This is a genomic window from Geodermatophilus sp. URMC 60 (genome assembly GCF_053502585.1).
Genome location: NZ_CP199958.1, coordinates 2,023,742 through 2,047,851, shown reverse-complemented (window position 1 = coordinate 2,047,851; position 24,110 = coordinate 2,023,742). Strand labels below are relative to the sequence as shown.

Here is a 24,110-nt window from a genome sequence, read left to right as displayed (position 1 = left end):
CCTGCGCCACGCTGTGGTCCTCGCGAGAGGAAGGACCCGGATGACCGCCACGCAGGACGCCCCGACCCCGACCGCGCACAGCTGGCCGCCCGGCCTGCCGCGGTCCCTGGACTACCCCGAGGTCCCGGTCGGCTCGATCCTGCGGGCGGCGGTGCGTCGCTGGGGCGAGCGGACGGCGTTCGTCGACCACGACGTCCCGCTGACCTACACCGAGCTGGGCGCCCGCGCGCACGCCGTCGCCAACTGGCTGGCCGACGCCGGCGTCGGGCGCGGGGACGTCGTCGCGGTGCACATCCCGAACTGCCGCCAGTACCCGGCGGTCTACTACGGGGTGCTGCTGGCCGGGGCGACCTTCTCCCCCACCAACCCGCTGCTGCCGGCCGCCGACCTCGCCGCGCAGCTGACCGACGCCGGTGCCCGCGTGCTGGTCACCTGGGACCAGGTGCTGCCGTTCGTGCGGTCGGCGCTGGCGGCCACGCCGGTCGAGACCGTCGTCGTCACCGGGGAGGCGCACACCCTGGACCTCGCCGCGCGCCTGGAGCTGGAGGACGGGGACGTCGACCTCGCCGACCTGCTTGCCGGCGACCCCACCGACCGGCACCTCGACGCCGGCGTCGACCCGGCCGCGGACCTCGCGCACCTGGCGTACACGGGCGGCACCACGGGCGTGAGCAAGGGCGTCGAGCTGCCGCACCGCGCCGTCGTCACCAACGTGCTGCAGTCGGCCTGCTGGTCGTCGGGCTCGGTGCCGGCGCTCGACGAGGCCGGGAACGTGACGCTGCGCCAGGTGCTGGGGCGCGACGAGCAGCCGACGGCACTGGGCGAGGCGCGGCTGATCAACCTCACGCCGTGGTTCCACGCGATGGGGGCGATCGGCTACCTCAACGGCATGGTGATGTCCGGGACGATGACGGTGATCCACATGCGCTTCGACCCGGTGCGCTACGTCGAGGACGCCCTCCGGTACGAGGTGACCTCGATCGGCGGGGCGCCGCCGGTGTTCGCGGCGCTGCTCCAGGTGCCCGGCTTCCTGGAGGCCGACTGGTCCGGCGTGCGCGGGGTCTCCTCGGGTGCCGCGCCGCTGCCGGTGACGCTCATCGAGCGGCTGCAGGCGGTGCTGCCCAACGCCGTCATCGGCGAGGGGTACGGGCTGACCGAGGTGACCATGCAGGCCACCGGCAACCCGGTGTACCGGTCGGGGACGCGCAAGGCCGGCACGGTGGGCGTGCCGATCTTCGACACCGAGATCAGCATCCAACCGCTCGGCGGCGGGGAGCCGCTGCCGCCCGGGGAGCGCGGCGAGGTGTGCATCCGCGGGCCGCAGGTGATGCGGGGGTACGCGCACCGGCCGGAGGCGACCGCCGAGTCGATCGATCCCGACGGCTGGTTCCACACCGGGGACGTCGGCGTCCTCGACGAGGACGGCTACCTGGCGATCGTCGACCGCACCAAGGACATGCTGCTCTACAAGGGCTACAACGTCTTCCCGCGCGAGCTGGAGGAGCTGCTCTTCGGCGTGCCCGGGGTGGCGGGGGCGGCGGTGGTGGGCCGGCCCGACGACGAGGCCGGCGAGCTGCCGGTGGCCTACGTCGTCCGCAAGGCCGACGACGCCGGCGCCGCGCTGACGGCCGAGTCGGTGATGGCCGCGGTCAACGACAGGGTGACGCCGTACAAGCGGCTGCGCGACGTCGTCTTCATCGACGCGATCCCGGTGTCGGCCGCGGGCAAGGTGCTCAAGCGGGAGCTCGCCGCGCGGGAGCGGTCCGCCGTCACCGGAAGCTGACCTCCGGGAGCAGCCGCCCGTCGCCCCACTCGCCGCGCCCGTCCGCTCACCCGGACGGGTGCGGCGTGCAGGCAGCATCGCGGTCCGCTCACTATCGTCCGGCGGGTGGCGAGCGAGATCCAGTCGGGGACCGAGCACACCGGCGTGCAACTCGCGCACGTCGAGCCCTCGCCGATCCGCCAGGTCGCCCGGAGGATCGTCTTCGCCGTCGTGGTCTTCGTGGTCACGGTGCTGCTGGTCTACCTCGACCGGGAGGGCTACCGGGACCTCGACGACCTGGGTGACATCACCCTGCTGGACGCTGCGTACTACGCGACGGTCACGCTCTCGACCACCGGGTACGGCGACATCACGCCGGTGACCGAGCAGGCCCGCCTGATCAACCTGCTCGTCATCACGCCGCTGCGCGTGCTCTTCCTCATCGTCCTCATCGGGACCACCCTCGAGGCGCTCACCGCGCGCTCGCGGGAGGAGTTCCGCATCCGCCGCTGGAGGTCCCGCGTGCGTCAGCACGTCATCGTGTGCGGCTACGGCACCAAGGGCCGCAGCGCGATCCGCTCCCTGCAGGCCAGCGGTACGCCGCTGGAGCAGATCGTCATCGTCGACCCCGAGCCCCGGGCGATCGAAGAGGCCAACTCGGTGGGGCTGCACGGGATCGTCGGCGATGCCGGCCGCACCGACGTCCTGCGCCGAGCGCACGTCGAGCGCGCCCGCGCCGTGATCGTCGCCGCCAACCGGGACGACGCCTCGGTGCTGATCACGCTCACCGTGCGCCAGCTGAACCCCAGCGTGCCGATCACGACGTCGGTACGCGAGGAGGAGAACGCCGCGCTGCTGCGCCAGTCGGGTGCCGACACGGTCATCACGACCTCGGCGACCTCGGGCCGGCTGCTGGGCCTGTCCACGGACGCCCCGCGGGTCGTGGCCACGGTCGAGGACCTCGTCACCGGCGGCCAAGGACTCGACCTCCAGCAGCGCCGGGTCAGCGCCGGCGAGGTGGGCCTGGGTCCGCGGCAGCTGCGCGACATCGTGCTGTCGGTGACCCGCGGCGGGCGCACGTTGCGCTTCGACGACCCGCTGATCGGCACGCTCGAGCCCGAGGACGTACTCGTCGTCGTGCGGTCGCACCCGCCGGGCGGCCAGATCGCCGTCGGCTGACTGCCCCTCGTCGCGGCCCGATCCCGGGGCGCGCGGCCAGGGTGCGTGCCGCTGCGGAGGACCGATCCGTCCCCGGGTCAGGGTCTCGCCGTGTCCGTGGGGACCGCGCTCGATGCCGCGGGATGGTGTCGTCCGGTCAGTACGGGGGTGGTTCGGTGACGGCGGTCAGGCCGGTGGGGGTGGTGACGGTGAGGGTGCCGTCGGGGGCCATGGCGTAGGTCCAGCCCGGTGCCTGGTGCTTGCCGCGGTGGTGGGCGGTGCAGAAGCCGGCGAGGTTGGCCGCGGCGGTGTCGCCGTCGGGCCAGGCGCGGACGTGGTCGAGTTCGCCGGCGGCGGGGATGCGGCGGCGGCAGCCGGGGAAGCGGCAGTGCCGGTCCCGGGCGCGGGCGAAGCGGTCCAGCGGCGCGGCGGGCCGGTAGCCGCGGATGGCCGCGGCTACCGGCGCCGGGCCGGCCGGTCAGGTCGTGACCGCAGGTCTCCGGCCGCCGCCGGCACGCCGGTCGCCCGCAGGTGCCGGCGCGGCGCAGCTCGGTCAGGTCGGTCAGTGCCAGCAGGGCGCCGGTGGTCGCGTCGGTGACCGCGATCCGCGGCCGGTCGGCCAGCCCACCCCCGGCGGTGGCGCCGAGGAGGGCGGCCAGCTCCTCGCGCTGGGTGTCGGCGGCCGTGGCCAGCGCCCCGAGGGTGTCCTCGGCGGTGCTGACCCGCCCGGCGGCACCCGCCTGCCAGGCGGCCTCGTCAGCAGCGTCGGCGCGCTGCGCGGTGCGCACCATCCGCTGCGCGGCCCCCAGCGCGATGCGGGCGGCGTGCACCGCATCGCCGACGTCGGCCACGGCGCGGTCGGCCGCAGCCCACCAGCCACCTCGGGAAGTGGCCCCCGCATCCCCTGATGGAGCAGCCGAGTCGCTCCTCGGTGGAGCTGGATGGTCCTCGCCCGACTCCTCGAGGTCGGCCAGGTCGTCGAGCCATTCACACGGGTCGACCCACGGGCCGACGTCCCACCCGGCCGGCTCGGGTGGTCCGCCGGGCTCCCAACCCGGGTCACCAGGGGCGGGGTCGTCGCCGAAGCCGCGGCGGACCAGGTCATCGAGCCACCGGTCGAAGTCGGGGTCGCTGAGCTCGGCCGCGGCCCGCTCGATCGGGCCGCCCTCGACGTCGACCGGCCACGGAACGCCGCCGGCAGCAGACGCGACGTCGGCACGTGCGGCCTGAGTGGTCGAGTCGCGGGCGGCCGACTCGACGCCGATGCCCTCGGTGGCGGAGCAAGCCGCGGAGTCGGCCGTGGCGGTCGACCGGGCGCCGGTGTCCTCGGCGGCCCGGGCGGTCCCGTCAGCGGCGAGCGGGGTCGGGTGCAGGCCGGCGAAGGCGCGGGCGAGCTGGCGGGCCATCTCAGCGGGCACCGGCTTGCCGTCGACCTCACCGAGCTGGTCTCCACCCAGGACGGTGTGCACCGAGGCGACGATGGTCAGCAGCGCCTGCACCGGCGGCAGCTCGGCCTGCCCGGGGCGCAGCACCAGGTCCATCAGGCAGTCCACCAGCTGCTGCCCCCGGGTGCGCCCGTCACCGGGCTCGGCCTCCAGGGCGTCGGCGTAGGCACCCAGCGCCCGGTGTAACGCCTGCGCCTCCGGGGTGGTGCACACCACCGTCAGCACCGACATCCCCGGCGTGCGGTCGGCCCGCAGCGAGATCCCCCGCCGCGTCAGTGCCCGCGCCAGATCCTGCGCCGCGTCCCGGGCGCCCAGCCGGGCGACCACCCGCCGCACCCGGTCGCCGAGCGCGGCCGAGGTGGTGACCTGGTTGCGGGCGGCCATCCACTCCAGCACCTCGTGCTCGACTCGGGCCCGCCGGGCGTCGTCGGCGATCGGCGCGACGTGCTCGAGCAGGCACCACAGGTGCCGCTCGTGCAGCAGCCCGGCCTCTAGTCCCTCCAGCACCCGCGGCAGCCGGGTCACCAGCGTGACCGAGCGTTCCAGCTCCGCCTCGGCGGCCTGGGTGGTGACGTTCAACGCGATGGACAGCTCCTGGGCGGCCCACTCGCTCACCGGCCGCAACACCTCGGCCCGCGCCGCCCACCGCTCGGCCGACATCGCCCCGCGCTCACCCTGCGCCCGGTCGGTGCTCGCCGGGCGGGTCGCGGCGAACGCCGCCACCGCCCGCACCCGCACGGCCGCCTGCCGGCTCATCTCCCGTGCCGCGGCCTGCACCGCCCCCAACGGGCCGGACGCCCAGCCCACAGCAGGCGCCACAGCACCCAGCGTGCCCGTCCGCGTCCCACCGCCCACGCGTTCGATCATATGTTCGAGTAGGTCTCGACACAAGAGGAAGCGGCAGGTCAGCCGCGTGCAACCGCGCACTGACAGCGTGAGGAGCTGCGGTGGTCGGTCGGCGCGGAGCACCCGGGGCGCGTGGGGCGATGGTGGCGCGTGGGGCGATGGTGGCCGCGCAGCTCGGCGACGACGAGCAGCACGAGGACCGGCGCCCCACGCCCCCGCGTCGAGACAGCGGGCCGCGGCGGGGACGTCGCTTCTGGACCCGATGCGGGAGCCAGGAGGTCGTGCACGGCCCCCGTCGTCACCGGGCCGCACCCCGCAGCCGGGCCTCAGACGAGGACGGCCTCCAGGGCATCGGCCTGCTGCACCAGGTCGGCTGCGGTGGTCAGCCAGCCGGCGACCAGCAGCAACGGCCACGCCTGCTCGTCGTCCAGCGAGGCCGTCGTCGCCACCAGCGAGGCCTGGGCCACGGCCCTGCACGCCATGTTCCGCATGACGGCTCCTTCCATCGGTTGCCAGGACGGTCGGCACCGACGGCACGGAGGTCCAGTCGTGCAACGCGAACGTCACCCCGAGGGGGTGGACGGCACACCGCCGCAGGCGACCGCGGACGGGCAGCGCGCCCCTCCTCCTGGTGGGCCGCCGCTGGGCGGCTCGGGCCGGGGTCACGCGTGCAGCAGTGATCACAGCGCCCACAGGCCCGGACGCCGTGGAGGTCCAGGAGCGGCCGGAACGCGCCCCCCGCACCCGACCAGGTGCTCGTCGACGCCGAGTGCGCGGGGGCGCGACCTGGTGCCGCTCCTGCCCGGTGACCGGGCGGTGCGGGCCCCTGGGCCCGCCTGCTGCGGCACGCCCGTCCGTGCCACCCGCACCCCCCGGATTGGCGGGCGCGGCGGTCGCCGCCCCGGGAGAGACTGACCGGGACAGCAGCGATGCGTACGGGTCGGGTCGTGGGGGACGGATCGATGTCGAAGCAGTCCGGGGCCGGTCGCGGTGCACGTCCGCGCCAGCGACGCTCGCTCGTCCCCCGGGTGCCGACCACGTCCCGGCGGCAGGGGCCGGGCCTGTGGCAGGGCGCGGCCGTGGTGGTCGCCACCGCCACGATCATGGCGACCGCGCAGGGGGACAGCGCCGCGCGGTCGACCGCGAGCACCCGGCAGGACCCGTCACCGGCCGGTGTCGAGACGTTCGCCGACCCGACCCGCAGCTCCGCGTCCTCCCCGTACGCCGCACCGGGCACGACCACTCCCGCCACGACTGCTCCCGCCACGACCGCTTCGCCGTCCTCGAGCGCGGCGGCTGCCGCGTCGGGCCTGGCGGCAGGCGGGATCCCGTCGGTCGCCAAGGCCGCCTACGACTCCGCAGCCGCGGCGGCACCGGCCGGCTGCGGCATCAGCTGGTCGCTGCTCGCCGCCATAGGCCGCGTCGAGTCCGACCACGGCCGCTTCGCCGGGGCGGTGCTCCGGACCGACGGGCGGTCGGCGCCCCGCATCATCGGGATCCAGCTGAACGGGAACGGCACGGCGGTGATCCGCGACACCGACGGCGGACGCCTCGACGGCGACGCGGTCTACGACCGCGCCGTCGGCCCGATGCAGTTCATCCCGTCCACCTGGGCGCGCTACGCCAGCGACGGGGACGGCGACGGGAGCAGCGACCCCTTCGACATCCAGGACGCCGCCCGTGCGACCGCCCGGTACCTGTGCGCTGCCGGTGGAGACCTCACCACCGTGGACGGGCAGCGTCGCGCCGTCCTCGCGTACAACCACTCCGACAGCTACGTGGCGACGGTCCTGACGCTCGCCGCCCGGTACGCCGGGACGCCGCCACCCACCGTGCCGACCGACGCGGTGCCGCCGGCGTCGGAGCCGCCGGCCAACCCGGGGCCTCCGCCGGCGGTGGAGCCGGCCGCGAGCCCGTCGTCCTCCGCCGCGCCGTCGCCGAGCCCCCGGCCGACGTCCCCACCGATCACGCCGTCCTCGTCGAGCACGACGCCGCCGAGCACGACCCCGCCGACCACCACGCCGCCGACGACTCCCCCGGCAGTCACGACGCCACCCTCGACGACGCCACACTCGACGACGCCCCCGTCGACCACGCCCCCGTCGACCACGCCCCCGTCGACCACGCCGAGCACGAACCCGCCGACCGTCACGACCCCGCCGACCACGCCACCGTCGACCACGCCACCGTCGACCACGCCACCGTCGACCACGCCACCGTCGACCACGCCACCGTCGACCACGCCACCGTCGACCACGCCACCGTCGACCACGCCACCGTCGACCACGCCACCGTCGACCACGCCACCGTCGACCACGCCACCGTCGACCACGCCGAGCACGAACCCGCCGACCGTCACGACCCCGCCGACGACGCCCCCGCCGGTCACGGAGCCGCCGCCGGTGACGACGCCCCCGACCACGACCGCGCCGGTCACGACGACTCCGCCGGTCACGACGACTCCGCCGACGACGACGCCTGGGTGCAGCACCCCGGCAGTTGCGTCGCTCGGCACGGTCGACATCCGCAACGGCTCCGCGGACCCGGCCGTGCCCACCGAGGTCGGTGCCCGGGTCGAGCAGGCGGGCGGCACGGTCGGCGACGTCAGCGCCACGCAGGACACGACCTCCGCCGTCCTGTACCCGGACGGCCAGGGCGAGAGGGCGACGGCGCTCGCCGACGCGCTGGGCCTGTCCGGGGCCGCGCGGGCCGGGGACGTCGAGCGGATCACCGTGGTCATCGGGGCCGGGGACGCCGCCCGTCTGGCCTGCGGCGCCTGACCCCGGGCCAGACCCCGCCGCGGGACCAACCGCAGGGTCGCCGCACCGGGCCACGGGGCGGATGACAACCGCCGGCAGCGATGAGTCGCACGGCCTCCCGACGTCTCACAGGGAAAGCGCAGACCTCTCGGACCGACTCGGCAGGAGGGACGACGATGGGCCTCAGGTTCCCCGGCGAATCGGCGGAGTACCGCGCCGCGCGAGACCGGCTGCTGCAGCAGGAGATCGACCTGCGACGGACGATGGAGGACGTGGCCGCAGCGAGGCGGCGGCTGCCGCCGGGCGGACCGGTGCCGCAGGACTACGTGTTCCGGGGACTCGGTGCGGACGGAGCCCCTGCCGACGTGCGGCTGTCGGAGCTGTTCGCGCCCGGCAGGAACTCGCTGGTCGTCTACAGCATGATGTTCCCCCGCGATCCCGGGGACGAGCGCCCGGGACCGTCGGGCGGCCGCACCGCGCTGCTGCCCCTGCTGCAGGGCCCGTGCCCGTCCTGCACGGCGCTGTTGGACCAGCTCGACGGCGCTGCGGGTCACGTCGCCCAGCGGGTGGACCTCGTCGTGGTCGGCAAGGCGCCGCTGGAGCACATGGTCGGCTTCGCCGCCGACCGCGGCTGGCGCCGACTGCGGCTGCTCTCGTCGCTGGGCACCACCTACAACCGCGACTACTTCGGCGAGACCGCCGAGGGGCACCAGCGGCCCATGCTCAACGTCTTCCACCGTGAGCAGCAGCAGATCCGTCACTTCTGGGGGTCGGAGCTGCTGTACGCGCCCACGGAACCCGGACAGGACCCGCGGCACGTCGGGACCATCGAGCCGCTGTGGAACCTCTTCGACCTCATCCCGGACGGGCGCGGCACCGACTGGGACGAGCAACTGGCCTACACGTGAGGCGGCCGGGCGCGGACCCGCCGATCGCCGGGCACCGACGTCGGCGCCGCGCGTTCGGCCAGTACCTGCACCTCGATGTTGGTCCGGTGTGCCCCCGGGTCCCAGACCTCCTCGAGCGGGGCCAGCACCGAGCCCCCGATGCCGCGGCGCCGGGCACGGCGTCCGAGCCACGCACAGCCCGCAGGTACACCGATCAGCACCGCGAGGACCTCGATCACCAAGGCCACCTCGCTCATCCTGCGCACCGTACGCGGGACGGGCCCGCGCACCCGAGGCCGACGCGGGCGGAGAGCTGGCACGCTGACCGCATCTGCACTCCGCAGACCGGCGGCGGAGCGGGCGCACCGCGCCGCAGGCCGGCCTCAGTACCGGGAAGGGGACGGCGTGCGGGATCTCGTCTACTACATCGGGGTCTCCCTCGACGGCTTCATCGCCGGGCCCGATGACGAGACCGACTTCTACCCGACGTCGGAGCCGTACCAGGAGTGGATGACCACGGAGTTCGCCGACGCGCTGCCCACGCATCTCCGTCGAGAACTGGGCATCGATGCGGGGCCCAACCGGCGCTTCGACACCGTCGTCATGGGCCGGCGCACCTACGACCCCGCCCTCCGGCTAGGCATCACCAGCCCGTACGCCCACCTCCGCCAGGTGGTGGTCTCCCGCACGCTCGAGTCGCCGGACCCGGACGTCACCGTCGTCCGCGACGACCCGGTCGGAGCCGTCCGCGCGCTCAAGCAGGAGGACACCGGGCTCGACGTCTACCTCGCCGGTGGTGGTCAACTGGCGGGTGAGCTCCTCGACGAGATCGACCGCCTGGTCGTCAAGCTCTACCCGGTCGTCGCCGGGGCGGGCCGGACGGCCTTCGGCACGCGGTTCGCGCCCACCGCCTTCCAGCTGGACGACCTGCGCAGCTTCCCGGGCGGCAACGCCGTCCTGTACTACTCGCGACCGCGCTGAGGGAACGCCGTCCTCAGCGCTGGTCCCCCTCGCGCGGACCCTGCGGGGACCGCCGGGCACCACGGGAGACGACCAGCCGTGCCGTCCGGCGCCGGCCGCAGTGCCGCCATCGAGGAGCTGCGCGACGGCAGTGACGTACTGCCAACCCACGACCGCCGGCAGCCGCCTGCACTGCAGCGTTCCGCGAGCGGGGTTCCACCCAGGCGTCCCTCCGCAGCAGATGAGGCGTGCGCCGGGCCGGACAGCGGACCCGAGGTGGCCGCGTCGAGGTCACGACGTCCCAGGGAAGAGGAGGCCGCGGTTGCGGGCCTGGTCGACGGCTTCCCGCCGGGAGTTGGCGCCGAGCTTGCCGTAGATGGCCCGGACGTGCGTCTTCACGGTGCTGTGCGAGACGACCAGCTCGGTCGCGATCTCGCCGAACGAGCGCTGCGAGGGCAGCAGGTCGAGGACCGCTCGCTCCCGCTCGGTCATGCCCACCCTCCGGTCGTGGGCGCCGAGAGCACGCCGGGCGCCCAGGACCCGGCGCGCGATCGGCTCCCGGGCGCCGAAGCTGCCCAGCAGGCTGGTGAGCAGAGCGGCGACCTCGGCCGGGCCGAACGCCAGCGGCCGCAGCACGTCGGTCACCTCGCTCGACTCCAGCGCGCGGTTCAGCGAGACGCGGGCGTGCTCCCGGCGTTCCGCGAGCACGGCGAGGCGGCAGTCCAGCACCCGGGCTTCCAGCACCACCCAGGGCACGAGGACAGGAGATGTCCCGTCGAGGAGGGGCCGCAGGGCCTCGGCGGCGGCGTCGTGCCTGCCCATCGCGGTCAGCCGCTGCGCCCGCATCAGGACCGCTTCCCCGGAGGGGCCGAGGCTGTGCTCGGCCCACTCCAGGACGGTGCGAGCGACCTCCCGGCGCCCGGAGAGCGCCGCTGCCGGGTACTCCAGCGACGCGAGGAGCGCGCTGACCGCCGCCATCCGGGGATGGCACACCGTCTCCGTGCGCGCGCGCCGCAGTTCGTCGAGGCCGTCGGCAACGCGTCCGAGGTCCACCAGCGCGGCCCCGCGCAGCCCCCGGGTCGTCGGGTCCACCGCGCCCAGCGGGCCGTTCTGGGGCGGGTCGCCGAAGGCGAGCGCCGGGCCGAGCAGGTCCAGGCAGGCGGCGGGCTCGGCTCTCAGCAGCGCCCCGTAGGCGCGCAGGATCGATGACAGCACCGCTCCGGCCGTGGCCTGCCAGTCGGCGCCGGGCACGATCTCGTCGGCCTCCTCGGCGAGGGTGACCATCCGCCGGTAGTCCCCGCGCACGGACTCGACCGCCGCCAGCACCGCCAGTCCGCGCGCGACGAGGTAGGCCTGGTCCCACTGGCGCGCCCGCTGCGTCGCGGCGTCGGCGACAGCCCGTGCCTCGACGGGGCGGTCGACGGTGAGCAGGGCCAGGGCGCGGTCCAGGTCTCCCATGACGGCCAGCCCGAGGGGTTCTCCGGACACCGCGGTGAGACCCTCGGTCACCTGAACCATTTCGAGCGGGTCGCCGGCCAGGCTGACCCGCCGCGCGTGCACGAGGACACGCAGCGCCGCGAGGTCGGCGCTCGGCTCCGCCGGCCACACGGCGTCGGCACGGTCGAGGTGGGCGTCGGCTGCCGCCAGTGTCCCGGTCTCCACGTCCACCAGCGCGGCGACGAGGGACAGCCACGGGTCCTCGGCCACGTACCGGCCGCCGAGCCCGTCCAGGGCTTCCCGCAGGGCACGGTGCGCTCCGTCGGCGATCAGCGAGGCGGAGTTCAGGCGCAAGAGCTGGGCCAACTGGTCGGGATCCCCGGCCTGGCGGGCGTGCGCGAGCGCCGGGACGGGTTGGCTCCGCGCGGCGTACCAGTCGGCGGCTCGTCGGTGCAGGTCCAGCACCAGGTCGGGTCTCCGTCGCCGGAGGTCGGCGACCAGGTGGGACCGCAGCAGCGGGTGCACCCGGTACCAGGTCCGGCCCTGTCCGGAGCTGAGGATGAGGGAGGTGCCGTGTTCCAGGGAGTCGAGCACCTCGCCCGCATCCGGGCGGCCGGACAGCGCCGCCGCGAGCGTCGCCGACAGCGGGTCGCAGACGCTCACCGCACGCAGCAGGTCCAGCACCTCCACCGGCAGTCGCGCGAGGATCTCGCCGACGAGGTAGTCGGAGATGGCGCGGCTGTTGCCGGCGAAGTCGGCGAGGAACCGGTCAGGGTCGTCGGCCTCGCGCAGGGACAGCGCCGCTAGCCGCAGGCCTGCCGCCCAGCCCTCCGTCTGCTCGACGAGCAGGCGCAGCTGGTCAGGGCGGAGCACGACGTCGGTCCCGGTCAGCATCTCGTCCGCTTCGGGCACCGAGAACCGAAGTGCCTCGGCTCGGATCTCGCACACCTCGCCGTTCAGCCGCATCCGGCCCAGTGCCAGCGGTGGATCACTCCGCCCTCCGAGCACGAGGTGCAGTCCCGGCGGTCGGTCGCGTACCAGGCAGGCCAGACCGTGCACCGAGTCCCGTGCGGTGAGCTCGTGGACGTCGTCGAGCACGAGACGGACCGGACCGGGCACGAGGTCGACCGCGTCGACCACCGCGGCCAGGAACGTCGGGTCCCGGCTCGGCCGGGCGGGGACGACGAGCCGGCGCACGGCGCTGTCCTCGGGGACGGCCGGGCACGACGCGAGGGCGGTCAGCACCGCCGACCAGAAGCGGTGGTCGTCGTTGTCGTCGGCGTCGAGCGACATCCAGGCGGTCGCGTCCGGGTGCTGGGACGCCCAATCGGCCATCAGCAACGTCTTGCCGAACCCGGCGGGCGCACACACGAGGGTGACCTGCCCCGGGGCCGCGGCCTCCATCGCGGCGATCAGCCGGGGACGGTCCACGTACCGCTCGGGCAGCCGCGGCACCGCCGTCTTCACCCTCGGCACGCCCGGGCGCCTCGCGCCCGGGCTCGAGCCCTCCGCTGGACCGGCGACAGCCATGGCACAGAGCAAGCTACGACCAGCGCGACGATCTGCACAGTGCCGAGACGCCCCGGCCTAGTAGCCGGATGCCTGGCGCAGACCCGCATCCCGACGTCGGGATCCGGTCTGCGCATGTCCAGGCGCTGGAGGACGAAGGCGAGCACGAGCATGCCGGTGCGGGCAACAGCCCACGCGGTGATCACCCCGAGCACGCCGGTGACCTGGACGGAGCTGCGGGACTCCTCCATGGCTGGGCTCATCACCTCCGCTGAGGGCTCCCCGCGGGACCTGCGCATCGGCGAGGGAGGAACCGCACGGTGGCCTGCCGCCGTGCCCCGGCCTCCTCCGGAGCGGATGAGCCCTCCGGTCCGGGCCTGTTGCGTCGCACCGATCGCCGGGCGCGGTGACCGCGTCCCGTCGGGCGGCATCGACGACATCGCCATCGCGGGCCGGTCACCCCGTCCCCGACGGACGAGGCGCCCTGCCGGAGGACGCGCGACCGTGACAGCGAAGTGACCGGGAGGGGGGACGTGACGTCGCACTACCAGTTCCGTGTGGCCGGGCGCCTGTCCGATCGGGCCCGCGGCGCGTTTCCCGACATGGTCCTGATGGAGGCTCCACCGGAGACGATCATCTACGGGGAGGTCATCGACGAGGCCCACCTGCACGGCGTGCTGGCGTTGATCCAGGACCTCGGGCTACACGTCGTGGCCCTGCACGAGGTGCAGCCCTAGCAGCGCCGATCACCAGCCGACCTGGCGCAGTGGTGGAGCAACCCCTGTCCGGCTCGGCCGATGGTCCGCCCGCCACGTCGCCGGGCCGTCAGCCCGTCGGGACGAGCAGACGAGGAGAAGCGCTGGGTCCGACGGTTCCCGCCGCGGAACGGAGCGGGCGGACCACCGCCACAGGGCACGGCGCCTGGGTGATGCAGCGCAGGGCCACCGATCCCAGGAGCGAGCTCGACCGGCCGGTCCGACCGCGCGAACCGACCACGAGCAGGTCGGCCGCCTCGGCCAACTCCGTCAGGACGTCCCACTCCGCGCCTTCGATGGTCTCGGCGCGGACCTCGGGGGGCCCGTTCTGCCAGGCCGCCCGCAGGCTCTCCAGCAGTGTCGTGTCGGCCTGCTCCCGCAGCGTCGCAGCGGGCCGCGCCCAGGGAGGACCGCCGTAGCCGGAGAGGTTGTCGATCCAGGCGTGGACGACGTGCAGCTCGCCGCCGCGCAGGCGTGCCTCGGCCGCGGCGAACCGCAAGGCGTCGCCGGCATCGTGGACCGTCCCGTCGACCTCGGCAACGGTCATGGCGAAGAGCCGTGGATCGGCGTGCGCGAGAGCGGGGATGTAGTCGGCGACTCGGCCGTCCGCCACGTCGCGGAACAGCTCATGTGCCTGGTGGAGGAGCTGCTCGATGCGGTCGAAGGCCGGGAGCCGGCCGGTCGAGATCGCGGCCAGCGTGGCGTTGGTCACCGGCACCGCCGTGCCGGACCACTGGTGGTCGGTCTCGCCGAGGATGACGAGGACCCAGCTGCCACCGCACGATGGCGACCTCTTCCACGGACGTGGTGTCGCGCATGCCAGGCCTCCGGACGTCCGCGAGATGGGGCCGATCCGATCGAGGGGGGACGGCTCAGCCGGGCTCGGCACGAGTCAGCGAGTGGTCACGGCGACGGGCTCCAGGAACCTGTCCGGCCGGACGTCGGTGTAGGTACGGATCGGCACGGAGAGGGTCACCGAGCCGGCGTCGCGGAACTCGAAGGTGACCGGGACGCTGAAGCCGCTGCGCAGGCCCTCCCGCAACCCGGTCAGCTCCAGGTGGAGGCCGCCCACCTCGCGGAGGACCGCGACCCCGCCAGCGGGCACCGGCACGTCCAGGCGCGGTTCCGCCTCCTCGTCGCCGTCCCGGAGGACGACCTCCTCGGCGACCTCGGCCGCGGCCCCGGTGAGCACGTCGTCGGCCTCGCTGTCGTTCGCGATGGTCAGGAGGAGCGCGGCGCTGTCCCCGGCGATGTGCAGGCTGCCGCGCGTGCCGGGGGAGGCGATGGTCACGCTGAGCAGCCGGAGCGGGCCCACCTGCCCGTCGACGCTGTCGAGCCCGATCCTGGCCCGGTCGAGGTTCGGGGTGCCTGCCTGCCCTGCGCCGCAGCCGGCGAGTGCCAGCAGGAGGAGCAGCATCGCCCCGACGACTGCGGTGCGGTTCATGGTGACTCCAGGGATCGGGCTCGAGTCAGGGACAGTTGGCTCACGGACGCGGGGTCAGATGGCGATGAAGCCGGTCCACAGGCCGACGACGCCGGTGATGCCGGCGGCCACGATCACGGCGCAGAGCGCCATCTCGGTGGGACTGAACAGCCGGCGGCTCCGCTCGCTGCGCGCCTTGACGTACAGCAGGGTGGCCGGGGCGAGGATCACCGTGGCCAGCAGCAGGAACTTCAGGCCGGCGGCCTCGAAGAGGAACAGCGTGTAGGCGGTGGCGATCCCCGCGATGATCGCCTCCTTCCGGCGCGTCCTGGCGGTCACGTCCTCGTAGCCCTCCCCCGTGAGGCCGAGCTTCAGCGCGTACGCGGCGGCGAGGAAGTAGGGGATCAGCGCCAGGCAGGTGGACAGATCGAGCATGAAGTTCAGCGCATCGGTCAGGACGAGCGTCGCGGCGAGGAGCCCCTGCACCGCCAGCGAGGTGACGACGAGTGCCGTGATCGGTGTCGCCCTGTCGTTCTCCCTGCCGAGGAACGCCGGGAGGTCCTCGTTGCGGGCCGGGATGTACATCACCTCGGCAGCCATCAGCGTCCACGCGAGGTAGGCACCGAGGACCGAGACGATGACGGCGATGCTGATGAACCACCGGCCCCAGTCGCCGACGACGGACTCGAACAGGCCGATCATCGACGGCTGGCGGGTCGCGGCGATCTCCGGCTGTGGCATCACCGCGTAGCTCGACAGCGTCACCAGGGCGAAGATCGACAGCACGCTGAGGAAGCCCAGGACGGTCGCCCTGCCGACGTCCTCGCGCCTCCTGGCGTAGCGCGAGTAGACACTGGCGCCCTCGATGCCGATGAAGACGAACGTCGTGATGATCATGGTGTTGCGCACCTGCTCGTCGAGCGAGCCGAGGTCGCCGTAGCCCGTGGCGATCCAGTTGTCGGAGAAGACGCCGGCGTCGAACGCCACGAACAGCACGACGACGAACACGAGGATCGGCAGGATCTTGAAGATCGTCACGATCCGGTTGATCACGGCGGCGTCGCGGACCCCCCGCGCGATCAGGTAGTGGAAGAACCAGACACCGACCGTGCCGAGCGCCACCGCGAGGACCGTGTCGCCGTCACCGAACGCGGGGACGAACGCGCCGAGGGTCGCCGTGATGAACACCCAGTAGAAGGCGTTGCCGGAGACCGCGCTGGCCCAGAAGCCGATCGCGGAGTTGAACCCGACGTAGTCGCCGAAGCCGGCCTTGGCGTAGATGAAGACCCCGGAGTCCAGCTCGGGCTTGCGGATCGCGAGGTTCTGGAACACGAAGGCGAGCATCAGCATGCCCGTGCCCGCGATCGCCCAGGCGATGAGCGACCCGAGGATGCCGGTCGCCACGCCGAAGCGCGCCGGCAGCGAGAAGACGCCCGCGCCGACCATGCTGCCGACCACCATCGCGGTGAGAGTGGGCAGCGACATCTTTCCCGGCGTCGCGACCGGGGCGTCGGCAACCGCGCCGGCAGCCCGTGGGGCCGTGTCGACCATCGCAGTCACTCCTGTCCTGGGGACCGGCCGAGCGCCACCGGCTCGACCGTCTCGATCTTGAAGCCGGTGACTCCGTACAGGACGCTCAGCGCGGGACTCGCGTAGCAGAAGATGGCCCACGGCAGGTAGAGGAACGTGGAGACGCCGAGGGTGGCCGCCATGAACGCCCCGCACGAGTTCCACGGCACCAGCGGGGACGTGACCGTGCCGCTGTCGGCGGTCAACCGGGACAGGTTGGTCGGCGCCAGACCGCGCCGCGCGAACTCGACGCGGAAGATGCGCGCGGGGAGGACCAAGGCGATGTACTGGTCGCCGGCGACGACGTTCAGGCCGAAGGCGCAGGCGAACACCGTGGCGAACAGCCGCCCGGTGCTCTTCGCGGCGGCGATCATCGGGTCGATCAGCCGCGAGATCAGGCCGAACCGCTCCAGCAGGACTCCGAACGTGACCGCCCCAAAGATCAGCCAGAGCGTGAACAGCATGCTCGACATGCCGCCGCGGGAGACGAGCCGGTCGACGTCGGCGACGCCGGTGTCGACGGTGAGCCCGGTGGCCATCGCCTGCCAGCCCGCCCTGATCGACTCCACCACCACGTTGCCCTGCCCGGCGACGAAGTCGGCGACGACCTTGGGCTGGGTGAAAGCCGCGAGCACGCCCGCGAACAGCGCCGACGCGAGCAGCGCCAGCGACGCGGGCGCCTTGCGCAACGAGAGCACCACCAGCAGCACCAGGGGCAGCAGGTTCACCGGGCTGATCCAGAACAGCTGGTCCAGATCGGCCAGCTCCGTGCTGGTCGGCACCGCGTCCCGCACGTCCGGGCCCGTGACCCAGCCCAGGACGAGGAAGACGACGAGCGCGATTGCGAAGGCCGGCACGGAGGTCCAGACCTGGCGCTTGATGTGCTCGCGCGGGTCCACTCCCACCATCTGGGCGGTCAGGATGGTGGTCTCCGACAGCGGCGAGGTCTTGTCGCCCAGGTACGCCCCCGAGATCACCGCACCCGCCGTGATCGCTACCGAGACGTCGAGCAGGCTGGCGATGCCGACCAGGCCCACGCCGATCGTCCCGGCGGTGGTCCAGGAGCTGCCGATGCTCAGCGCGACGATCCCGCAGATGATCGCCGTGGCGGCGTAGATCCACGACGGGGAGAGCACCTGGATCCCGTAGAAGACGAGGGTCGGGATGGTGCCGGACAGGTTCCAGGTGCCGATCAGAGCGCCGACGGCCAGCAGGATGAACAGGGCGCTCGTCACCGAGGCGATCGCCTCCTGCTCGGCGTGCCCCACCTCCTCCCAGCTGTGCCCGTTCCCGCGCACGATCAAGGCCGCGATCGCGGCGCAACCCACGAGAGCCACCTGGATGGGCCCGTCCAGCGCATCGAGGCCGAACAGCACGAGGGAACTGGCGATCAGGACCGCCAGGGCGACGAGGGGCAGCAGGGCATCGACGAGCGACGGCCGTCGCGCCGTCAGGACATCTCGCTCTGCCATGGCGTGTCTCTCGATCGTGGAGCCGAGGCCCGTACGCCACGCTCGGTGACGGACTCACCCAGCGGTCTGACCGAGGCTCTCCTCGGTGCGCAGCCGGACGGTGCCCGGCTCGACGAGCGATCGGCTCAGACGTCGACGGGGTCGCGGATGATCGGGCAGGTCATGCAGTGCCCGCCGCCACGACCGCGGCCCAGCTCCGCGCCGACGATCGTGATCACCTCGATGCCTGCCTTGCGCAGCACGGTGTTGGTGTGGGTGTTGCGGTCGTAGGCGAAAACGACCCCCGGTGCCACGGCGACCACGTTGTTGCCGCTGTCCCACTGCTGGCGCTCGTTCGCGTAAGCGTCCCCGCCGGTCTCCAGCACCCGCAGCTCCCGAAGGCCGAGTGCATCGGCGACGACGTCGGGGAAGGACCGCTTCTCCTCAGTGACCTCGACCGGCTCCTTGTCGCCGGGCCGCAGGCTGAAGGTGTGGATCCCGTCGACGATGTCGCGGTACGCCGTCGCGACGTCGCGGTCGGCGAACGTGAACACCGTGTCCAGGTGCATCGCCGCCCGCAGCTTCGGCATGCCGGCGACGACCACACGGGTGGCGGCGCCGTGCTCGAACAGCGCGGCGGCGAACTGCGTGATGGCCTGCCGGGAGGTGCGCTCGCTCATGCCGACGGCGACCGCTCCGTTGCCGATCGGCATGACGTCGCCGCCCTCCATGGTGGCCAGGCCCCAGTCCCGCTCGGGGTCGCCCCACCAGACCGTGGCGCCGGCGAAGTCGGGGTGGAAGGTGTAGATCGCCTTGTAGAGCAGGGTCTCGTCGTGGCGGGCCGGCCAGTACAGCGGGTTCAGGGTGACGCCGCCGTAGACCCAGCAGGTGGTGTCGCGGGTGTAGAGGGTGTTGGGGAGCGGCGGCATCAGGTACTCGCGGATGCCGGTCGACTCCCGGGCCAGGGCGAGGTAGCCGGAACGGAAGTCGGGGGGCAGGTCGACCGTGGCCAGCCCGCCGATGAGGAACTCGGCCAGCCGGCGGTCGTCCAGGGACTCCAGGAAGGCCCGCGTCCCGTCGACGAGCCCGAGGCCGACCTCGTTGGCCGTGATCTTGCGGTCCAGCAGCCACGCCTTCGCCTCGGGGATCGCCATCGTCTCGGCGAGCAGGTCGTGCAGGTCCACGACCTCGACGCCCCGGCCGCGCAGCTTGTCGACGAAGTCGAAGTGGTCCCGGCGGGCGTTGTCGACCCAGAGGACGTCGTCGAAGAGCAGGTCGTCGCAGTTGCGCGGTGTGAGCCGGGAGTGGGCCAGGCCCGGTGCGCAGACCAGGACCTTGCGCAGCACGCCGACCTCGGAGTGCACGCCGTAGGTGGCGACCGGCACGCCCGTGCCCGCCCGGGAGATCGTGGTGTCGGTCATCGTCCGCACGCTCCTCGCTCGAGAGAGGACCGGTGGGCACCGGACCAGGGCAGGACGAGGCGCCCTCGCGGGAGGAGAGCTCCTCTGCGGCTGCAAGCTGCTCCCCTGCGCGGCCGACCGGCCTCGTCCGGGGGGGATGAGATGTGCTGAGGAGTGCGCCGTCCCCCGGGAACCTCGCGTCCGGCATGGTGGGCGCTCCGCCGGCGCTGTGCCTCGTGCCCGCCGAGGAGGAACGACCGAACCGGTGCTGGGTGAGGGAGAGACGTCGGGAGCAGGGGCCGCGACGCCGGCCGGAGCGCTGGACGGGCGGCGTCGCCAGGCGGTCGGTGGCAGGCGCCGCGCGGGGCAAGCCGAGGCCAGGGCGGCCGGGACGGTCTCTGGTGGTCTCGGCGGGTCAGCGCCGACCGGCTCGAGCGGTCCCCGGTCGGGCCACCCCTCCTCGTGAGAGGCGGCGACACCGATCCCTGCCACGGTCCCCGGCGCTCAGCTCTCACCCCGAGCAGGTGAGGCAGCGTGGGGCGGGCAGCCCGGAGGATGCTGCGGCAGACGCACCCCCGGGACAGGAGCCCCGATGTCCCCTTCCAGCGCGTGGCGCTCCGATACGCCCCGGGGCCGACGAGGCCACCGGCGCCGCGGTCGGCGCGCCCGCCGGCCGGCTGACCGGCGTCGGGATCGACGACACGTCCATCGAGCGCGTGAGGGAGGAGGTCACCCCCGGCACGTGGCCGGGTTGGTCCTGACCTCCGACGCCGTCCTGGACCGGGTGCAGGAGGTGTTCACCGGGCAGCGCGCCGACCTGCTGCACTCCGGTTCGTCCCGGGAGCCGGAGGACATGCTGCGCGCGGCGTTCGCCGACCGGGCTGATCCGTCAGGGAGACCGCGATGTTCCGCGACGACGCCACCGGTGCCGCACCTGCCCGGCCACAGGCATGAGCGCGCCGGGCACGGTCGAGCCGGACGCAGCACCCGCCGCGCCGCCGGCAGACCGGAGCGAGTCGCATCAGGAGACCGCCGGCAGCGGGGGGTGGCGGCTGCGGCTGTCGCTGCCGGGCAGCTGGGGCGCGGTGCTGCTGGTGTGCGTGTCGCTGACACCGTCGCTGCTGCCACGCAGCGGCGTGGCACAGGGCGTGGTCAGCGGGATCAGCGCGGCGATGGGGTACGGGCTCGGCGTCCTGGCCGCGGTCACCTGGCGGGCGTTCGCCGATCGCGGCCCTCGCCCACCGCGGCCCTGGGCGTGGCGGGTGTTCCTCGTCAGCGCAACCGTGCTGCTCATGGTGTTCTGCGTCCTCGGCCGACGGTGGCAGGGTGACCTCCGCGCGCTCATGGGGATGCCGACGGAGCCGCTGTGGCGCGCGCTGCTCGCGCCGCTCGTCGCCCTGGTCGTCTGCACCGTGCTGGTCGCTGTGTCCCGTGGAGTGCGCGCCGCTGGCCGCGGGATCGGTTGGCTGCTGTCCCGCTGGATCGCCCCGTCCGCGGCCCGGGCCCTCGGGGGCGTGTGCGTCGCCGCGCTGGCGGTGTTCCTCGTCAGCGGCGTGGCCCTCGACGCACTGCTGGCCACCGCCGACCGGACCTTCGCGCTGGAGGACCGGGAGACGGCCGAGGGCGTCGAGCAACCGGACAGCGCCCTGCGCTCCGGGGGACCGGGCTCGCTGATCGGCTGGGACACGTTGGGCCGGGAAGGACGGACGTTAGTCGCCGGTGGCCCGTCGGCCGCCGAGATCGGCGCGTTCACCGGCGCGGCGGCGCCCGAGCCCATCCGGATCTACTCCGGCGTGGCGACCGCGGACGACGTCGAGACGCGGGCGCAGCGCGCCGTTGACGACCTCGAACGGGCCGGCGGCTTCGAGCGTGCCCGGCTGTTGGCAGCCACGACCACCGGTCGCGGCTGGCTGGACGCCGGATCGCTGGCCGCGTTCGAGTACATCGCCGGCGGGAACTCCGCGGTCGTCGCGATGCAGTACTCCTACGTCCCCTCCGGGCTGTCCTATCTCATCGACCAGTCCCGGGCCCGGGCAGCCGGACGGGAGCTGTTCGACGCCGTCTACGAGCGGTGGACCGCGCTGCCGCCGGACCAGCGGCCCGAGCTGTACGTCTTCGGGGAGAGCCTCGGCTCGTTCGGGGCCGAGGCGGCGTTCAGCGGCGAGTACGACCTGCGCAACCGCGTGACCGGCGCGTTGTTCGTGGGCCCACCCAACTTCAACGCACTGCACACCGAGTTCCGCGAGAACCGCGACCCCGGCAGCCGCGAGGTGGAACCGGTGTACCGGGGCGGCCGCACGGTGCGGTTCAGCACCGACATCGGCGCTCCGCCGGCCGACGCCCCCTGGACCGGGTCCCGCGTGCTGATCCTGCAGCACCCTTCCGACCCGGTCACCTGGTGGAGCCCGTCGCTGCTCTTCGACCGCCCGGACTGGCTGGCCGAACCACCCGGGCGCGACGTCCTCCCCGAGATGACCTGGATCCCCCTGGTCACCTTCTGGCAGGTCACCCTCGACATGCCCTTCTCCCTCGACGTCCCCGAGGGCCACGGGCACCGCTACACCCGCGAGTCGGTGGACGCCTGGGCACTGCTGCTCCGCCCGCCGGACTGGACCGACGAGGAGGCCGACCGGCTTCGCACGCTGATCCGGGCGTGACCCGGGGACCCGCACCACTGGAACGCTCGACAGCTGATCCGTCGTGGAGCGCCCGGTCCGACCGCGCGCTGCGTGCGACGAAACCGAGCTCCCGTCGTACCGGCAGACCCTCGACTCCTCCGTCGTCCTGCCACAGTTGCGCCACGGACGTGCTGGGGACGAGCCGCGGCCCGGGGTCGGGTCGGGCCCGCCTCCGTGCCGCCCCGCCGTCCCGACGCCCCGGCACCGGAGGAGAGACCCGTGCGCGCAGCACTCATCACCACCCTGACCGGTCCGGACGCCGTCGAGGTCCGCGACGTTCCCGACCCCGTGCCGCAGCCGGGTCAGGTGGTGGTCGACGTGGACTTCGCGGGCGTCGTCTTCCCGGACGTGCTGCAGACCCGCGGGGAGTACCAGCTGCGTCCCGAGCTGCCCTTCACCCCGGGGTGGGAGGTGGCGGGTGTGGTGCGCGAGGACGCCTGCGGCTTCCGGGCCGGTGACCGGGTGGCGGCGATGCCGGTCATCGGCGGCTTGGCCCAGACGGTCGCCGTCGACCCGGGCATGGTCTTCCCACTGCCCGACGACGTGCCGTCCGACAAGGGAGCGGCGCTGCCGCTGAACTACCTGACCATGCACTTCGCGCTCACCCGCCGCGCGCGGCTGGAGACCGGCGAGACCGTCCTGGTGCACGGCGCGGCAGGCGGCGTCGGCACCGCGGCGTGCCAGCTGGCGGCGGCCTACGGGGCGCGGGTGATCGCGGTCGTGTCCACCCCGGACAAGGGTGAGGTCGCCCGGGCCGCCGGGGCGCACGAGGTCGTGCCGGTCGACGGCTTCCGCGACGAGGTCCGCCGGCTCACCGACGGTCGCGGCGTGGACGTCGTCGTCGACCCGGTCGGCGGCGACCGGTTCACCGACTCACTGCGCTCCTTGGCCCGGGAGGGCCGCCTGGTCGTCCTCGGCTTCACCGGCCGCGAGATCCCCACGGTCAAGGTCAACCGGCTGCTGCTGGCCAACACCACGGTGATGGGGGCGGCCTCGGCCGAGTTCTGGCGGGTCGAGCCTGATTACGCCGGCCGGCAGTGGCGCGAGCTCGTGCCGCTGGTGCAGTCCGGGGCGATCGACCCACCCATCGGTTCGGTGTACGCCCTGGACCAGGTCGCGACCGCGATCCGGGAGATCGACCAGCGCCGGGCGGCGGGGAGGGTGCTCGTCCGCGTCCGCTAGCCGACGGCATCCCGGGCGCGAGCCGTCGCCACGGCCTGCCATCACGGACGGCTCCCGGCGGCCGCCCTGTTCGACCGACCGACACCTGGGGCGCGGTCCGAGGCCGACGAGGCAACCTCGGCGCGCGAACGAGAGGAGGAACGGTGACCCACCACTACGAGGACTTCCGGCCCGGTCAGGTGTTCCTGAGCCAGGCGCGCACCATCACCGAGGCGGACGTCGTCACCTTCGCCGGCTGGAGCTGGGACACCAACCCCGTGCACACCGACGCGGAAGCCGCCCGGCACGGACGGTTCGGGGAACGGATCGCGCACGGACTCCTCGGGCTGTCCGTCGCGATGGGGCTGGCGTCACGGCTCGGGGTGTTCGAGTCCTGCTCGATCGCGCTCCTGGGCATCGACGGCTGGCGGTTCTCGCGGCCCCTGATGCTCGGGGACACGGTGCGCTGCCGCGTGGAGATCCTGGACACCAGGCTGACCAGCAAGGGGGACGCGGGCATCCTGCGGCGGCGTTTCACGCTCCTCAACCAGCGCGACGAGGACGTCCAGGAAGGAGAGATCCCCCTGCTGGTGAGCCTCCGCCCCGGCGGCTGACCCCTGCGCCGCATCGCCTCCCTGCGTCGGGCCGGCTGTGCGCTCCTGCCGCGCCGACGAGCCGGCTCCCGAGCTCGGTCCCGCTGGTCCGCCGGCGCGGTGACCACCCCCCAGGGCGGCTGTCGGCCGTCGCTGTGACCGTCGCAGAACGGACGGCGGCGCCTGGCGATCGTCGAGCGCACGTGCAGAGCGACCGGTTGCGGTCTCACCCCGCTGGACCTGTTCGGCCGGCCGGCTGTGCCCTATGGTGCCGCCATGTCCGACCAGCAGCTCACCACGACGCCGGATCGTCTCCG

Annotated in this window: 19 protein-coding genes and 1 pseudogene; 10 read left to right on the top strand and 10 right to left on the bottom strand. The window is 73.7% G+C overall.

Annotated elements, in window-relative coordinates; all coding sequences use genetic code 11:
• The first annotated feature begins 40 nt into the window (after positions 1-40).
• Together ACWIX3_RS09840 and ACWIX3_RS09835 are read left to right on the top strand one after the other, a co-directional pair.
• Positions 41-1,783, top strand: a complete 1,743-nt coding sequence (locus ACWIX3_RS09840; protein WP_448611889.1) for a class I adenylate-forming enzyme family protein — start codon at positions 41-43, stop codon at positions 1,781-1,783.
• A gap of 105 nt (positions 1,784-1,888) precedes the next feature.
• Entirely contained in the window at positions 1,889-2,941 is a 1,053-nt protein-coding gene (locus ACWIX3_RS09835; protein ID WP_448611888.1) for a potassium channel family protein, read from the top strand.
• A 77-nt stretch (positions 2,942-3,018) separates the two neighbouring features.
• Here the strand turns inward: ACWIX3_RS09835 and ACWIX3_RS09830 are convergent, their stop codons facing one another.
• Entirely contained in the window at positions 3,019-5,184 is a 2,166-nt protein-coding gene (locus tag ACWIX3_RS09830) for a DUF222 domain-containing protein (RefSeq protein ID WP_448611887.1), read from the bottom strand.
• A 353-nt stretch (positions 5,185-5,537) separates the two neighbouring features.
• Positions 5,538-5,702 carry a hypothetical protein gene (locus ACWIX3_RS09825; protein ID WP_170856897.1) on the bottom strand — a complete coding sequence of 55 codons (165 nt, stop codon included), beginning with the start codon at positions 5,700-5,702 and terminating at the stop codon, positions 5,538-5,540.
• Positions 5,703-6,140: 438 nt separating this feature from the next.
• Between ACWIX3_RS09825 and ACWIX3_RS09820 the strand changes: the two are divergent.
• Positions 6,141-6,911: pseudogene (locus tag ACWIX3_RS09820) on the top strand (lytic murein transglycosylase); the annotation flags it as partial.
• A 74-nt stretch (positions 6,912-6,985) separates the two neighbouring features.
• Here ACWIX3_RS09820 and ACWIX3_RS09815 read toward each other — a convergent pair.
• Entirely contained in the window at positions 6,986-7,735 is a 750-nt protein-coding gene (locus ACWIX3_RS09815; protein ID WP_448612517.1) for a hypothetical protein, read from the bottom strand.
• Positions 7,736-7,760: 25 nt separating this feature from the next.
• Here ACWIX3_RS09815 and ACWIX3_RS09810 point away from each other — a divergent pair, with 25 nt between their 5' ends.
• Both ACWIX3_RS09810 and ACWIX3_RS09805 read left to right on the top strand, forming a co-directional pair.
• Positions 7,761-7,991: a LytR C-terminal domain-containing protein gene (locus tag ACWIX3_RS09810; RefSeq protein ID WP_448612455.1), complete on the top strand. Its 231-nt coding sequence runs from the start codon at positions 7,761-7,763 to the stop codon at positions 7,989-7,991.
• A gap of 155 nt (positions 7,992-8,146) precedes the next feature.
• A complete protein-coding gene (locus tag ACWIX3_RS09805) occupies positions 8,147-8,878 on the top strand; it encodes a DUF899 family protein (protein WP_448611886.1) in 732 nt (243 codons plus the stop codon).
• Here ACWIX3_RS09805 and ACWIX3_RS09800 read toward each other — a convergent pair.
• On the bottom strand, positions 8,869-9,114 hold the full coding sequence (locus tag ACWIX3_RS09800) for a hypothetical protein (RefSeq protein ID WP_448611885.1): 246 nt from the start codon (positions 9,112-9,114) through the stop codon (positions 8,869-8,871). The genes ACWIX3_RS09805 and ACWIX3_RS09800 overlap by 10 nt on opposite strands.
• A gap of 148 nt (positions 9,115-9,262) precedes the next feature.
• On the opposite strand from ACWIX3_RS09800, the gene ACWIX3_RS09795 reads away from it, so the two are divergent.
• Positions 9,263-9,838, top strand: coding sequence for a dihydrofolate reductase family protein (locus ACWIX3_RS09795; protein WP_448611884.1), 576 nt, complete (start codon positions 9,263-9,265; stop codon positions 9,836-9,838).
• Positions 9,839-10,108: 270 nt separating this feature from the next.
• Here ACWIX3_RS09795 and ACWIX3_RS09790 read toward each other — a convergent pair whose 3' ends face one another.
• Positions 10,109-12,730, bottom strand: a complete 2,622-nt coding sequence (locus ACWIX3_RS09790) for a LuxR C-terminal-related transcriptional regulator (protein WP_448611883.1) — start codon at positions 12,728-12,730, stop codon at positions 10,109-10,111.
• A gap of 566 nt (positions 12,731-13,296) precedes the next feature.
• Between ACWIX3_RS09790 and ACWIX3_RS09785 the strand changes: the two genes are divergently transcribed.
• On the top strand, positions 13,297-13,500 hold the full coding sequence (locus ACWIX3_RS09785; protein WP_448611882.1) for a hypothetical protein: 204 nt from the start codon (positions 13,297-13,299) through the stop codon (positions 13,498-13,500).
• An 88-nt stretch (positions 13,501-13,588) separates the two neighbouring features.
• On the opposite strand, the gene ACWIX3_RS09780 is transcribed toward ACWIX3_RS09785, so the two are convergent.
• From ACWIX3_RS09780 to ACWIX3_RS09760, 5 genes are all read right to left on the bottom strand, one after another.
• Entirely contained in the window at positions 13,589-14,230 is a 642-nt protein-coding gene (locus ACWIX3_RS09780) for a universal stress protein (RefSeq protein WP_448611881.1), read from the bottom strand.
• A gap of 180 nt (positions 14,231-14,410) precedes the next feature.
• A complete protein-coding gene (locus tag ACWIX3_RS09775; protein WP_448611880.1) occupies positions 14,411-14,962 on the bottom strand; it encodes a copper chaperone PCu(A)C in 552 nt (183 codons plus the stop codon).
• 54 nt (positions 14,963-15,016) lie between these two features.
• A complete protein-coding gene (locus tag ACWIX3_RS09770) occupies positions 15,017-16,492 on the bottom strand; it encodes a basic amino acid/polyamine antiporter (RefSeq protein ID WP_448611879.1) in 1,476 nt (491 codons plus the stop codon).
• Positions 16,493-16,497: 5 nt separating this feature from the next.
• Positions 16,498-17,982: a Na+/H+ antiporter NhaC gene (gene nhaC / locus ACWIX3_RS09765; protein ID WP_448611878.1), complete on the bottom strand. Its 1,485-nt coding sequence runs from the start codon at positions 17,980-17,982 to the stop codon at positions 16,498-16,500.
• Between the two features lie 125 nt (positions 17,983-18,107).
• The gene (locus tag ACWIX3_RS09760) at positions 18,108-19,382 is read right to left on the bottom strand and encodes an arginine deiminase (protein ID WP_448611877.1); all 1,275 of its coding nucleotides are present in this window, start codon (positions 19,380-19,382) and stop codon (positions 18,108-18,110) included.
• Positions 19,383-20,311: 929 nt separating this feature from the next.
• On the opposite strand from ACWIX3_RS09760, the gene ACWIX3_RS09755 reads away from it, so the two are divergent.
• The 3 genes from ACWIX3_RS09755 (at position 20,312) to ACWIX3_RS09745 (ending at position 23,814) form a co-directional block, all read left to right on the top strand.
• Positions 20,312-22,018, top strand: a complete 1,707-nt coding sequence (locus ACWIX3_RS09755; RefSeq protein WP_448611876.1) for an alpha/beta hydrolase — start codon at positions 20,312-20,314, stop codon at positions 22,016-22,018.
• Between the two features lie 240 nt (positions 22,019-22,258).
• A complete protein-coding gene (locus ACWIX3_RS09750; RefSeq protein ID WP_448611875.1) occupies positions 22,259-23,221 on the top strand; it encodes an NADPH:quinone oxidoreductase family protein in 963 nt (320 codons plus the stop codon).
• A gap of 143 nt (positions 23,222-23,364) precedes the next feature.
• Positions 23,365-23,814, top strand: a complete 450-nt coding sequence (locus ACWIX3_RS09745) for a MaoC/PaaZ C-terminal domain-containing protein (RefSeq protein WP_448611874.1) — start codon at positions 23,365-23,367, stop codon at positions 23,812-23,814.
• Positions 23,815-24,110: the final 296 nt, after the last annotated feature.

Coding starts and splice junctions, on each gene's coding strand:
- ACWIX3_RS09840 (WP_448611889.1), top strand. CDS start 41: ATGACCGCCACGCAGGACGCCCCGACCCCGACCGCGCACAGCTGGCCG.
- ACWIX3_RS09825 (WP_170856897.1), bottom strand. CDS start 5,702: ATGCGGAACATGGCGTGCAGGGCCGTGGCCCAGGCCTCGCTGGTGGCG.
- ACWIX3_RS09815 (WP_448612517.1), bottom strand. CDS start 7,735: ATGTCGACCGTGCCGAGCGACGCAACTGCCGGGGTGCTGCACCCAGGC.
- ACWIX3_RS09805 (WP_448611886.1), top strand. CDS start 8,147: ATGGGCCTCAGGTTCCCCGGCGAATCGGCGGAGTACCGCGCCGCGCGA.
- ACWIX3_RS09800 (WP_448611885.1), bottom strand. CDS start 9,114: ATGAGCGAGGTGGCCTTGGTGATCGAGGTCCTCGCGGTGCTGATCGGT.
- ACWIX3_RS09775 (WP_448611880.1), bottom strand. CDS start 14,962: ATGAACCGCACCGCAGTCGTCGGGGCGATGCTGCTCCTCCTGCTGGCA.
- ACWIX3_RS09770 (WP_448611879.1), bottom strand. CDS start 16,492: ATGGTCGACACGGCCCCACGGGCTGCCGGCGCGGTTGCCGACGCCCCG.
- nhaC (WP_448611878.1), bottom strand. CDS start 17,982: ATGGCAGAGCGAGATGTCCTGACGGCGCGACGGCCGTCGCTCGTCGAT.
- ACWIX3_RS09760 (WP_448611877.1), bottom strand. CDS start 19,382: ATGACCGACACCACGATCTCCCGGGCGGGCACGGGCGTGCCGGTCGCC.
- ACWIX3_RS09755 (WP_448611876.1), top strand. CDS start 20,312: ATGAGCGCGCCGGGCACGGTCGAGCCGGACGCAGCACCCGCCGCGCCG.